Genomic DNA, 12986 nt, shown 5'->3' with positions numbered 1-12986 from the left:
GTCATAAAAGTTCCCGTTTCCATGTGCACTGCTGCAATTACGGAAAAGACACCCGCACGGCGCTTTTCCCGGCCTAGTCCGGGGCGGCGGAGTGCCTGCGGCTCGGGCAGCCCTTTGCAGCCTTCGCGGTGGCCGGGCGCCATGGCGGCCGGGGTTCCGTCCGTCTCCGTCAGGCCTGCTCCGGCATAATGTCCGCCCCTACCGGCTCCAGCTTCATCACCGACACCTCAAAGGCGGTGCGGGTCAGGTTCTGTCCGTTTTCCACCTTGATGTACTGCCGGCTCTGGAGCCGGCCCTCCAGCCGCACGCCGTCCCCCACGCCGAGGGAGGCGCAGCGCTGAGCCAGGGACCCCCACACAATACAGGGCAGATAGTCCGCCCGGCCGTACCGGCGGTTTACCGCCAGCATCAGGTCGCAGATATCCCGGCCCAATGGGGTGCGGCGGAGCACCGGAGGCTTGCACAGCACTCCGGCCAGGAACAGGTCGTTGGCGTGTTCTCCCTCCGCCGGGCGCACGCTGCGGGCAAAGAGCGTGATGACCAGCCGGCTGCCCCGGCCGCTCTTGTTGTTGAAGGATCGAACCTCCCCCTCAATCTCCACCTCCGCGCCCGGCGCTACCGGGCAGCGCTCCAGCTGTCCGGCGGAGAGCACCACATTGAGCTGGTCCTCCGCTCCGGACAGCCGCTCCACCCGCAGGGGAAAGGTCCAGTAAGTAACCCCCCGGTTTTCATGGGAGACCACAGGCGCCGCCGCCGCCTCACCCCGCAGAAGGGCATGGTTTTCGTTCCAGTCTGTCTGCATACCAATCCACACTCCCGTGTCATTTTCTCAGGATGTGAGATATATATGCAGGTTTGTCCCCCACTATGACCACGCCTTCAGCCCCCATGCTCCGAAGCAAAGGCCAGCAGCTTCTCCTGATCCCGGGGGGGTACCTTTATGGCATGGAGCTCATTGCCGGCGGGTACCAGCCCTTTCAGCGTCTCCAGTTCCGGGGCGTGCTCCAGATCCAGCCCGTCTACATACAGCAGCACCTGCTTTCCGGTAAAGGGGTGGGTCTCCAGATACCGCCGCAGAGGCCGGGCAACCTCCCCCAGGTAGACCGGGCTGCCGAACACCAGCAGGTCGTAGTCTCCCGGGGAATAGGGCAAATCCTCGGAAGGGCAGTTTACCGTTACGGCATAGCCCATCTCTGCCAGCCGGGCGGCCAGGGCCTCCGCCTGGGGCACATTGCGCTTGGCATTGGAGGGCTGATACAGGAGCAGGGCCTTTCGGTTTCCCTGTCCCAGCTGTTTTTCCGCCCATTGGCGGCGGCTGTCCCGAAGGCTGATGGTCAGCTTAAAGAAAATCATTATGCCCACCGCCGCCGCGGCCAGCAGGGAGAGAATCACAAACAGGATATTGAGCAGCAGTTCCATGGAATGTCCTCCTTTGCCATTGTGCAGTCAAAGCATATCAGAGCATCCTTATTTCTTCCATGGAGATTTTATTAAAATAAGATAAATCTTTGGTGTTCGGACGCCCAAAAGGAGCTGGGACTTGACATTCTTCCCCGCCCTCCTTATGCTGAATACAACAGCTCTCAGAGAATCTGTCAGACATATCCAAGGGAGGCGATATCCTTGTCTCAATCTGCATACCCCCGGCTCTCCGGCCTGGACGTTCTGCGCAACGGCTCCATGCTGATGGTGGTCCTGCTCCACGTCTGCGGTGCAGGCGGCCTGCTCGCCGCCCTGCCCGCCGGCTCCCTTCGCTGGTGGGCCCTCTGGGGGCTGGAGGCCCTGTGCTCCTGCGCGGTGAACTGCTACGGCCTGCTCAGCGGCTACCTGGGCGTGGGGCGGAAGCACCCTCTCTCCCGGCTGGGCTCCCTCTGGCTCCAGGCCGCCTTCTACTCCGCCGCGCTCACGGTGCTGTTCGGCCTTCTGGACCCCGGCTCCCTCCGGGTGCGGGACATGATCGCGCCCCTCTTCCCGGTGCTCAACGGCACCTACTGGTATTTCAGCGCCTACTTCGCCCTCTTCCTGCTGATGCCCTTCCTGGACAGCGCCCTCGCCGCCCTGTCCCCCGCCGCCGCCAAACGGCTGGTTCTGGCGCTGATCGCCGTCTTTTCCCTGGCCGATTTCATCTCCCCGGAGGAGATTTTCTCCACCCGCGGCGGGTACAGCGTAGCCTGGCTGGCGGTGCTCTACCTGCTGGGCGGCTGTCTGCGGCTCCATCCCCCTGCCCGGCTGCCCCGGCCCTGGCTGCTGCTGGCCGGGTACGCCGGCTTCTCCCTGCTGGCCCTGGCGGGCAAGACCTTCGGCGTGTCCCAGCCCGGCGCCTTCTTCAAGTGGGGAACCCTCCTGTCCTATACCTCCCCCCTCGTTCTTCTGGCCGCACTGTGCCTGTTTCTGGCCCTGTTCCGCCTGCCCTCTCTGCCCGCTCCGGCGGCCCGGGTTATGTCTTTCTGCGCTCCCTTGTCCTTCGGCGTGTACCTGCTCCACGCCCATCCGCTGGTGTGGTCCCACCTGCTCTCGGGCCGGGCAGCCTTTCTGGCCCAGTTCTCCACGCCCCTGTGCCTGGCAGGCGCTCTGACCGTCGGCCTGGCCATCTTCGCCGTGGGCATCGGCGCGGACTATGTGCGCAGCCTGCTCTTCCGGGCCGGCGGGCGTGTCATCGGCCGCCTCAGGGCAGGCAGAGGCGCGCCGGTAAATTGACTTTCCCCGCCGTATCGGCTAAAATAATGGCTGCCGGCATGCTATTGACGCACCGGCAGCCATTTGCTCTCATATGCTTTCTGAAAAGGCGGTGACTCCGTGACCTTCCTCACGCCGCAGTTCTTCTGCTTCTTCCCCGTGACGGCGCTGGTCTTTTTCCTGCTGCCCCAGCGGGCCCGCAACCCTTGGTTGCTGCTGGCCAGCTGGTTCTTCTACCTGTGCGCCAAGCCCATCTACCTCACCTTTCTGCTCTTCACCATTGCGGCCTCCTACCTGACCGGGCGGCTGCTGGAGCGAAGCAGACGCAAGGGAGCGCTGGCGTCCTGCCTGGTGATACTGGGCCTGCTGCTCTTTGTGTTCAAATACCTGAACTTTGCCCTGTCCCTGGTTGGCAGGGGATTGAACCTTCTGGGCTTCTCCTTCTCCACGCCGGTGCTGGACATTCTGCTGCCCGTGGGCATCTCCTTCTACCTGTTTCAGGCCATGGGGTATGTCATCGACGTGTACCGGGACAAGGTGCCGGCAGAGCGCAATCTGCTGCTCTACGCCCTGTTTCTCTCCTTCTTCCCCCACATCGTCTCCGGCCCCATTGACCGGGCGGACCAGCTGCTGCCCCAGTTCAAGGTGGAGCACCGGTTTGACTGGGACGAGTTCCGGGCCGGGCTGTTCCGGTTTCTGTGGGGCGCGTTCAAGAAGCTGGTGCTGGCCGACCGGCTGGCTGTGCTGGTGAACACCGTCTTTTCCGCCCCCCAGGATTTCGGCGCCCTTCAGCTGGCGGGGGCCGCCGTGGCCTTCTCCCTTCAGCTCTACTGCGACTTCTCCTCCTACTCCGACATGGCCCTTGGCACCGCCCGGGCCATGGGCTTCACCCTGATGGAGAACTTCCGCATCCCCTTCTTTTCCCGTTCCATCGCGGAATTCTGGCGGCGGTGGCACATGTCCCTGTCCTTCTGGTTCCGGGATTACCTCTACATCCCTCTGGGCGGCTCCCGGAAGGGCACGGTGCGGAAGTACCTGAACGTGCTCATCGTCTTTGCCGTCAGCGGACTTTGGCACGGCGCGGCCATGACCTTTGTGGTATGGGGATTGCTCAACGGCCTGTACCAGGTCATTGGAGGCGTCACCGCCCCCCTTCGGGGACGCCTCCACAGCGTCCTCCGTCTGAAGGAGGACGGCTGGCCCCTGCGGCTGTGGCAGATTTTCTGCACCTTCCTGCTGGCCACGGCGGCCTTCGTGTTCTTCAAGGCCGGGTCGGTATCCACCGGACTGGATATGCTCTCCGGCATGCTCCACGGTCCTCTGTGGGTCTTTACCAGCATGGGTCTGGACCGCTGGGAGCTGCTGGCGGCCCTCTTCGGCCTTGTGGTGCTGCTGGCCGTGGACCTGCGGTCGGTGAACCATGACATCACCGCCGACTACCTCTCCGCCCCCCGGCTGGTGCGGTGGCTGGTGCTGTGGTTCCTGCTCTTCTCCTGCGTGGTGCTGGGCAGCTACGGCGCCGGGTATGACGCCCAGTCCTTTATCTATGGCTTCAGCTTCTGACCGGAAGGAGGACCCGGCTTGAAATCTCGTTTTCTCCGCAGGGAACTGCCGCTGGCCGCGGTTTTCCTGCTCATCACCGCCCTGCTGCTCAACTTTGTCTCCGACGTGCTCCGCCCCGCCCACACGGACTACGGCTCCACCTGGAGCGCCTTCCGGGCCGAGCCGGAGGACAGCCTGGACGTCATCTACTTGGGCAGTTCCTACGCCTACTGCGACTTCAACCCGTCCATCGTCTATGACAGCTCCGGCCTGACAGGATATGTGATGGCGGGTTCGGAACAGACGCTGTCCATCACCTACTGGTACCTGAAGGAGGCCTTTCAGACCCAATCCCCCTCCGCCGTGGTGCTGGAGGCCACCTCCCTTTTTTTCGCCCAGTACCAGAACTACACCCAGCTCAATATCGATCTGATGCCCTTCTCCCCCAACAAGCTGGGGGCCATTTTCACCGCCGCCGAGCCGGACCTGCGCACCGGGCTCCTCTTTGACCTGTGGTTCTACCACGGCCGCTGGCCGGAGATCCGTCCGGCCGACATCAAGCGGGCTCTGTTTCCCATCCAGCGGGACTACCTGAAGGGCTTCACCGCCATTGACGAGGTGAAGGAGGGCGTGGGCGTTGAGCCCTACGTGGCCGACCGGGAAGTGTCCGACGAGGACTACGCAGCCAATCTGTCCTGGCTGAGAAAAATTCTGGACCTGTGCGAGGAGCACGGGGCCACTCCTATCATCACCTTTAACCCTACCTACACCCGCTGTACTCAGGAGACCTATGAGCGCATCGGGCAGGAGATTCTGGCCCTGGACGAAAACGTGATCTTCTGCAACTGGAGCGAGATGTTTGAGGAGATTGGGCTGGTGCCCACCGCTCATCTCTATGACGGCGGTCACCTGAACCAGGACGGCGCGGCCGTCTTTTCCGCCTGGCTGGGGGAATTCCTGAGCGAAGAGGTAGGCCTGGTCCCCAGAGAACAGGCCGCCGACAACACCGCTCACTGGCAGGAATCGGCCCAGTGGTGGAAGGACTATCTGGCGCAATAATATCCTCTTCGTATAGCTGCCGGAACAAATTCGGCGCCGTGCCATCTGAGCATGCAAAAACGCCGCGCTGTTTCTTCAGAAACAGCGCGGCGTTTTTTTCTCTTTTAGGTTCCCAGGCTGTTGTAGTCGACTACCAGCCAGTCCAGATTGGCGAAGTCATCCTCGCTTAGGTAGTAATAGCCGTCCTCGTCGGGCTGAACCTGCACCAGAATAGAGGTCTCCTCCATGTAGCCCAGGGAGGGAATCAGGGACTCCAGCAGGGCGGCCAGGCTCTGGCCATAGTCGGCGTCATAGGTATTCACATACCAGTCCTCCCACTCGGCGTCGGTCATGGCATTGGGATCCACGTCGGCATACTTGGCCTCAAACTCCTCGCTGAAGTCATACCAGGCACTATTGAGCTGGTCGATGATGTCGATGGGCCGCACCACTACCTTGACGGAGTAGCTGCCGTCGTCCAGCTTGCTGGCCTCCTGGACAGTGTAGTCCGCCTTGGCAAAGATCTGCCGGTAGAGGTCGGCAAAGCGGGCGGTCAGCTCGTCGCTGGGATACTCGATGCCCAGAAGGCTCATCAGATACTGTGCCTCGGTGGTCATCTTGTCCTCGTGGGCCTGCTCACACTCCTCCTCGCTGGCGTCGGCCACCAGGTCCAGATAGCCCTGATTCTCTCCCTTGTAGATTACGTCCATCTGGGCTTTGACGTAGTCCACCGCATCCTGCTTGGTAACACCTCCGACGCCGAAAAGATTGCAGGCGGCCAGGCACAGGACCATGGCCAGGGACAGGGTGAGCAGTGTGAGTTTGCGCAGTTTCTTCATTTTAGTTCCTCCATTCTCTGTATAGGGCAATCCCGTGGGATACTCCGGCGCTTTCGTCAGGCCGGATCCCCCGTTCTGTCCATGCTTAGGGACATGGAAATTGGTTCTTCACTGTTGAGATGGCCGCTCAGCCGCACAGCTCCGCGATGGCCTGGGCAAAGATCTGAGCTGAGAGCACCAGGTCGGCCACAGGGATGCGCTCGTTGGGGCCGTGCATCCGGGGATCGGAGCCGGGCAGTTCACAGCCGAAGGCAACACCGCCGGGAATATCGTGGACATAGGTGCCGCCGCCGATGGCCAGGGGCCTGGCGTCCTTTACGCCGGTGTAGTTCTCATAGCAGGCAAGCAGGGTGCGGACGAAAGGGGAGTTTGCGTCGGTGTGGTGGACGCTGGTCATATCTCCGTCGCCGGTGACGGCAATGCCGTGGGCGGCAAAGGATGCCTCGCAGGCCTTTCTGCAGTTGTCCTCGTTGGCGCAGATGGGGAAGCGCACGTCAAACTTGGCGCTGAAGCCGGTCTCATCCAGGGTCATAAGGGCTAGGTTCAGGGTCAGAGGGCCGGACAGGTCATCGGCCTGGGCGATGCCCAGGGCCTTGCCTCTGGTGTCCCCGTGGGGGAAGAGCTGGTGCATGGATTTGATGGCGGCGGTGCTGCCGCAGTCTGCCAGCTGGAGGTGGGAGAGCAGGGTCAGCAGGGCGGTGATGGCGTTGTTGCCGCCGTCCGGGCTGGCTGCGTGAGCGTTCTTGCCCGCACAGAGGACACGGGTGCCTCCCTCCTCCGCCTCCAGCGTGAAGGTCGCCTCCGTTTCGCGGCTCACATGCTCCACGTGGGGGCCGATATCGGTCACCAGCATGCCCGCCACAAAGGCCTGGGCCTCCGGCGGCACCACGTTGGTGCGGAAGCCGCCCTTCAGCTCGGTCACCCGGGGCAGAGCCTCGGACTTGGCCCAGGTGCTGCCGAAATCAGGATGGTAGTGCCCCTTCTCAATGTTGATGACGGGGAAATCCGCGTCGGGAGAGAAGGTGTACTTGGCATAGGGCTCGGTGGCGTAGTAGTGGGCGATGTCCTCGGAGCCGGATTCCTCGTCTGTGCCCAGAATCATGCGGGCGGAGTGGCTCAGGGGCAGGCCCAGATCCTTCACGCACTTCATGGCAAAGAGCGCCGCCACGGCAGGGCCCTTGTCATCGGCCACGCCCCGGCCGTAGAGCACGCCGTCCTTCTCCACAGGGCCATAGGGGTCGGTGTCCCAGCCCTTGCCCTCGCCCACCACGTCCATGTGGGCCAGGATGTGGAGAATGGTGTCTTTATCGTTGAGCTCAGCGGTGCCCACATAGCCGTCGTGGTTCCGGGTGGCAAAGCCCAGCTCATCGCACAGCTTTAACGCCTCGTCCAGCGCCCGGGCAGGTCCCTCGCCAAAGGGCATGCCCGGCTGAGCCTCCCCCTTCACGCTGCGGACGGACACCAGCCGGCACACCGCCGCTACCAGTTCCCGCTGTTTTGCAGGGTCGTCAAAATAGGTACGGATCTGGTCCTCATATTTCATCATGAATTTTCCTCCTTCTTCCCGGCCGGGCCGGATATGGCTTCTATTTTTCCTCGTCCTCTCCGCTGCCGGTCAGCTCTCCCAGGTATTTGTACACCGTATACCGGGACACCTGGAGCCGCCGGGCCACAAAGGGCACGGACTTGCGGAAGGAGAAGGCGTTTTTCTGGTCCAGCAGGGCGATAATCTTCATCCGGTCCTTTTTGGTCAGCGCGGATACCGGCTTGCCCACAACGCTGAGGCACTCGTCGAAAATAGCGGAGAGCTGGCTGTCTCCGCCCCGCCACATGGCGCTCTGGAGGTCTGCCTCGGCGCTCATCAGGTCCACCAGAATCCGGTTGGCGTACACCAGGGAGGTGTAGTCGAAGTTAATGCCCAGCGCCAGGTTGTATCCGTCCCCGATAAGGTGGAAGGTGCTGCTCTTGATTTGCTGGCCGCTGGGAGTGGTGGCGTACAGATTGACAAAGTCGGTCACCAGAGCCGTCTCGTCCAGGGCCAGGTCTGTGCCCAGAATATCCATGGTGGACCCCACGGTCCGCCCGGAGATATGGCCGTTGTAGATGGACAGAATGGGGTGGGTGGGGTCCCCCATGTCGTGGACCAGAGTCTCACAGGAGCTGCCGAACATCTCGGCAATGCCCCGGGCCGTCCGATCCAAAAATTCAAAAGCCTCTTCCCGCGTCATTGCGGTTCCTCCCTCCGCAGCTTTGGGCATGGTTTACTATGCCGCATTTTACAGCTAAAGTATCCATATTGTACCCCTGGCCGGTAAAAAAAGCAAGGGATTTGCAGACACCTCCCGCTCTGCCCGGGACATCCGCCATTTTTCATGCAGAAACAGGCCCGGCGCCGCCTGAAAGGGCAGCGTCAGGCCTGAAAAGGTTAAAATTTGCTTACGGATAGGCATTGGAGTAACTCTTCCCCGCCTCCAGCTGGATGTGTCGGGCGGCAAACAGCTCCTCCACTGTGACAAAGAGGTAGCCCTGGCCGTGGAGCCGGTCTACAATCTGGAGGGCTGCATCCACCGAGGCGGGAAAAATATCGTGCATCAGAACAATGGCCCCATCCCTGGCCTGGGACACCACCTCCTCCACCTCGCGGGGAGTGTTCTGGTCCCTCCAGTCCTCCGGGTCGATGGACCAGATAATGATAGGACACTCCGCCCACGCCTTCACCGAGGCGTCCGTCATGCCATAGGGTGGCCGGAGAAGGAAGTCTCGATGGCCCAGCACGTCCTCCAGCAGGTTCCGGGTGCGGCCAACCTGGGCGTCAAAGTCCGCCCGGTTCAGTCCGGTGAGCGCTACATGGTCGTAGGTGTGGATGCCTACCTGGTGTCCCTCCGCCTCCATGCGGCGGACCACATCCTCGCTGCCCTCCACCTGGGCCCCAATGAGAAAAAAAGTGGCGTGGACTCCCCGCTCCGCCAGCCCGTCCAGCAGGGCGGTGGTGGTGGAGCGCCGGGGGCCGTCGTCAAAGGTAAGGGCAATGAGCTTCTCTTCCCCATCCTCCGGCAGCAGCGGCACCTCAGCGCCGCCCTCCGCCGTAACGGCGGCAGGCAAAGCGGCCCTCAGCGCCGCCCCCGCCAGAAGGGCCAGCGCCAGGACCGCCGCGCCGCTTAAAAGAGCAATTTTCCTTCTATACCGCCTGTTTTCCATGCCGTCCACCGCCTCTCTGTCCTGTTCAGAGACAGTATGTGCGGCGGCAGGCTTTTTTTGTAATACAATTTTTTCTTGTTTACTGCCCGTCTCTGGGGTCCGGGTCCCCCTCCAGGGTGAGGAAATACCGGTAGTAGGGCAGCAGCCAGTCAAAGCCCTCCACCAGTACGTCAGGCAGCTCCGGCGTGAAGAGTACGCCGCCGTTGGAACACTCCCGGGAGAGCACCAGCCCCTTCCGGTTGTACCAGGGCGCGAGCAGCGGGGTGGTCTGCCCCTTGGGCCGCTTGTACTCCTCGCCCTCCAGTACAAATGTGTTCTGCTTGCTGAAAGCCCGGGCCAGCTTTTCAAAGGGCTTGGGGTCCCGGTCCAGCCGGGCCCGGAACTTGGCCATGGTCAGCGCGCCGGCGCACCAGTAGCCCAGGCCGTAGCTCCAGGACTCCGGCGCCAGCTCAAACCAGAATGTGGGCCGTCCCGTCCACGCCTCGCCGCCGGGGCGTTCCATGGACAGCCACAGGTGGTCCTTGTAGGGTCCGCGGCCATAGAGCCGCCGGGCGTCCCGGTAGATGCGGGATACCTTGAGCACCAGGCCCAGGTCCCCGTGCCGCTGTGTCATGCTTTCAAATACCTGCCGCCCCAGCTCCCGCATGGGATTGTAAAAATAGGTGAGGTACTCCTCCTTATGGGCCTCAAACCAAGCCTTTTCGTTGTTGAAGCGGATGCCCCACATAAAATCTATCGTCTTGTCGCTGAAGCCCTGGAACACAGGCGTTCTCCTCTCTCTCGGGTATATCCATGTCACATAATTTTATTATGGCGCTCTCTTTCGCCGCGGCTACAACGTCCCGGAACAGAGGGTGCGCCCTGTTGGGACGGGAGGCGGCCCGCCGCCTCCTGTTTGTCCCCGCTCGCTCCCGGCTCTGCCGGAACCGCTCGGGGTTGACATAAGCCGTCCCGCGCCGGAACCTCAGCCTTCTCTCCGTTCTTTCGCCGCGGCCACAAAGTCCCGGAACAGAGGGTGCGCCTTGTTGGGACGGCTTTTGAACTCAGGATGGTACTGCACGCCCACAAACCAGGGGTGGCCGGTCAGTTCCACCGTCTCCACCAGTCGGCCGTCAGGAGACACTCCGGAGAGCACCAGTCCCTTGGCAGTCAGCGTCTCCCGGTACTCGTTATTGAACTCATAGCGGTGGCGATGCCGCTCGGAAATCATCTCCTGGCCGTAGGCCCTGCGGATTTTGGTGTCCTCCGGGGTCAGGCGGCAGGGATATGCCCCCAGGCGCATGGTGCCGCCCTTTTCGGTCACGTTCCGCTGTTCGTCCATCAGGGCGATGACCGGATAAGGGGTGGCCGGGTCCAGCTCGGCGGAGTGGGCTCCCGTAAGGCCGGCCACATGGCGGGCAAACTCAACCACTGCCATCTGCATGCCCAGGCAGATACCCAGGAAGGGCACATTGTTCTCCCGGGCATACCGGATGGCGGAGATCTTGCCCTCTACGCCGCGGCTGCCGAAGCCGCCGGGTACCAGAATGCCGTCGCAGTCCTCCAGCAGGCTGGCCGCGTTCTCATCGGTAACCAGCTCGGCGTCCACCCACTTAATGTCTACCTTCACATCGTTTTCAATGCCGCCGTGCGTGAGGGCCTCGGCCACCGACAGGTACGCATCGTGGAGGGCCACATACTTTCCCACCAGCGCGATGCGCACCGTGCCCGCCGGGTGCTTGGCCCGCTCCACCATGGCCTGCCACTCATCCAGGTCGGGGGTGATGTCAGTCAGGCCCAGCCGGCGGCACACAGCCCGGGCCAGTCCCTCTGCCTCCAGCATAAGGGGCACCTCATAGAGGATAGGGGCAGTCAGGTTGGGAATTACATTCTCCGGGGCAATATTGCAGAAGAGGGCGATCTTCTCCTGCAGATCACGGGGCACCGGGCTGTCGCTCCGGGCCAGGATCACGTCGGGCTGGATACCCAGGCCCAGCAGTTCCTTCACCGAGTGCTGGGTGGGCTTGCTCTTGAGCTCCCCGGTGCCCGGAATGGCAACAATCAGGGACACATGGAGGTACATCACATCCTGACGGCCCACCTCCTGGCCCACCTGACGGATAGCCTCCAGGAAGGGCTGGGACTCAATGTCGCCCACAGTGCCGCCAATTTCGGTGATGACCACGTCCACTGCGCCGGACCGGCCCACCCGGTAGATCCGGTTCTTGATCTCATCGGTGATATGGGGGATGACCTGGATGGTGCCGCCCAGGTAGTCTCCGCTCCGCTCCCGGTTCAGCACGGTCCAGTACACCTTGCCCGAGGTGACCGAGGAGTTGACGGTAAGGTTTTCATCGGTAAATCGCTCGTAGTGCCCCAGATCCAGGTCGGTCTCAGCGCCATCGTCGGTAACAAATACCTCGCCGTGCTGGTAAGGGTTCATGGTGCCCGGGTCCACGTTCAGATAGGGATCGAACTTTTGAAGGGCCACCCGCAGCCCCCGCTGCTTGAGCAGGCGCCCCAGAGACGCTGCCGCGATGCCCTTGCCCAGTCCGGAGACCACGCCGCCGGTGACAAAGATGTACTTTACTGCCATGTTTATTCCTCCCATCGTATTGATGAGACCCCATTGTCCCAAGGCTCCCTTGCCTCTGTCATTTTTCCTCTCATTTTCCGCCTTTTATTCCCGCAGCCGGAAAACATTCAGGGTTTCCGGCCCCTCAGGCCCCAAACCCCTGTACTTGCACAAAAAGCAAGAACAGCCTTGGTACACTGTACCCAGGCTGTTCGCTCCCGTCCGGTACATGTTATTTTACTCGCTCTCCCCTGTCTCCGTCAAGATGGCAGGCAGAATTTTTCTCTTCTTTGCCCTCTGTCCGGACCATACGCCGTCCTGACGGCAGTGCCGCGCCGGACGTGGCACAACGGACCCGGCTCTGCTTTGTTTATGTCTTCTTGCGCAAGTCTTAAGGAAATCGTAAAGGGAAGCAAAGCCTCTCTTTCGCTTTCCGGTCTATACTGAGGATATACTGAAACAGACAGAAAAAAGGAGTCTCTCGCTATGTGGAATTTCAAATATACCGCCCAATACCTGGCCTGTGTAGCCGATCTGGAACGCCACCCCGACGTACAGTCCATGCGTTTCCTGCCCCAGCACGTCAAGGGGGTAAGCACTTATGACCACTGCTGCCTGGTGGCCTATTCCAGCTTCCGCATCTGCGCGGCGCTGGGGCTGGACGCCCGCTCGGCCGCCCGGGGCGGCCTGCTTCACGACCTGTTTCTCTACAACTGGCAGGACCGGAGCCTGCGCACCGCCTGGGATCACGCCTTCAACCATCCTCTCTACGCCCTGGAAAACGCGCAGAACCGCTTTGCCCTCAACGACACCGAGCGGGACATCATCGCCACCCATATGTGGCCCCTGCCTCTCAACCGGTTTTACCGCTGTTGGGAGTCTCTTGTGGTCAGCTGCATGGACAAGCTATGCGCCCTGGCTGAGCTGATGGGCCTGGTGCCTCTTCTCACCAGAGGCGGCCGGCTCCCCGCCCCCAGGCTGGCGTATATCCAGGACAAGCCCGCCTCTGCTCCCGCAAAGACCGGTTGACTTCTCCCGCGGGGCGTGGTACCCTTTTTCCAAATGGAAAGACCTGCTAACAAAAGTCAAGTAGAAATTTCAGGTTTTGGAGGCAGCGAAAAAGGCAACACAAAATCAAG

General features: G+C 61.9%; 12 protein-coding genes. 4 read left to right on the top strand and 8 right to left on the bottom strand.

Features of this window, described 5'->3' with window-relative positions; translation table 11 throughout:
- Positions 1 to 169: 169 nt before the first annotated feature.
- Positions 170 to 802: a single-stranded DNA-binding protein gene (locus Q0K06_RS01410; protein ID WP_294547561.1), complete on the bottom strand. Its 633-nt coding sequence runs from the start codon at positions 800 to 802 to the stop codon at positions 170 to 172.
- 77 nt (positions 803 to 879) lie between these two features.
- Positions 880 to 1419, bottom strand: a complete 540-nt coding sequence (locus Q0K06_RS01405) for a hypothetical protein (protein WP_294547559.1) — start codon at positions 1417 to 1419, stop codon at positions 880 to 882.
- Positions 1420 to 1623: 204 nt separating this feature from the next.
- Here Q0K06_RS01405 and Q0K06_RS01400 point away from each other — a divergent pair, with 204 nt between their 5' ends.
- The 3 genes from Q0K06_RS01400 (at position 1624) to Q0K06_RS01390 (ending at position 5277) form a co-directional block, all read left to right on the top strand.
- A complete protein-coding gene (locus Q0K06_RS01400; protein ID WP_294547557.1) occupies positions 1624 to 2697 on the top strand; it encodes an acyltransferase in 1074 nt (357 codons plus the stop codon).
- Positions 2698 to 2796: 99 nt separating this feature from the next.
- Positions 2797 to 4239, top strand: a complete 1443-nt coding sequence (locus tag Q0K06_RS01395; RefSeq protein ID WP_294547555.1) for an MBOAT family O-acyltransferase — start codon at positions 2797 to 2799, stop codon at positions 4237 to 4239.
- Between the two features lie 18 nt (positions 4240 to 4257).
- Complete coding sequence (locus tag Q0K06_RS01390) at positions 4258 to 5277, top strand: hypothetical protein (protein WP_294547553.1); 1020 nt, start codon at positions 4258 to 4260, stop codon at positions 5275 to 5277.
- 104 nt (positions 5278 to 5381) lie between these two features.
- On the opposite strand, the gene Q0K06_RS01385 is transcribed toward Q0K06_RS01390, so the two are convergent.
- The 6 genes from Q0K06_RS01385 to Q0K06_RS01360 form a co-directional block, all read right to left on the bottom strand.
- Positions 5382 to 6095 (bottom strand): hypothetical protein, encoded by a 714-nt coding sequence (locus Q0K06_RS01385; protein WP_294547551.1) that lies wholly within the window; start codon positions 6093 to 6095, stop codon positions 5382 to 5384.
- A 127-nt stretch (positions 6096 to 6222) separates the two neighbouring features.
- Positions 6223 to 7641, bottom strand: a complete 1419-nt coding sequence (locus tag Q0K06_RS01380) for a M20 family metallopeptidase (RefSeq protein WP_294547549.1) — start codon at positions 7639 to 7641, stop codon at positions 6223 to 6225.
- Positions 7642 to 7681: 40 nt separating this feature from the next.
- On the bottom strand, positions 7682 to 8323 hold the full coding sequence (locus tag Q0K06_RS01375) for a helix-turn-helix transcriptional regulator (RefSeq protein WP_294547547.1): 642 nt from the start codon (positions 8321 to 8323) through the stop codon (positions 7682 to 7684).
- Positions 8324 to 8531: 208 nt separating this feature from the next.
- On the bottom strand, positions 8532 to 9293 hold the full coding sequence (locus tag Q0K06_RS01370; protein ID WP_294547545.1) for a polysaccharide deacetylase family protein: 762 nt from the start codon (positions 9291 to 9293) through the stop codon (positions 8532 to 8534).
- Positions 9294 to 9372: 79 nt separating this feature from the next.
- Positions 9373 to 10056, bottom strand: a complete 684-nt coding sequence (locus Q0K06_RS01365; RefSeq protein ID WP_294547543.1) for a DUF2461 domain-containing protein — start codon at positions 10054 to 10056, stop codon at positions 9373 to 9375.
- Between the two features lie 201 nt (positions 10057 to 10257).
- Positions 10258 to 11868: a CTP synthase gene (locus Q0K06_RS01360; RefSeq protein ID WP_294547542.1), complete on the bottom strand. Its 1611-nt coding sequence runs from the start codon at positions 11866 to 11868 to the stop codon at positions 10258 to 10260.
- 465 nt (positions 11869 to 12333) lie between these two features.
- Between Q0K06_RS01360 and Q0K06_RS01355 the strand changes: the two genes are divergently transcribed.
- On the top strand, positions 12334 to 12876 hold the full coding sequence (locus Q0K06_RS01355) for an HD domain-containing protein (RefSeq protein ID WP_294547541.1): 543 nt from the start codon (positions 12334 to 12336) through the stop codon (positions 12874 to 12876).
- The last annotated feature ends 110 nt before the right edge of the window (positions 12877 to 12986 follow it).

This window comes from uncultured Pseudoflavonifractor sp., assembly GCF_944387805.1.
GTDB lineage: Bacteria > Bacillota > Clostridia > Oscillospirales > Oscillospiraceae > Pseudoflavonifractor.
This window is presented reverse-complemented; position numbering and strand designations above follow the sequence as displayed.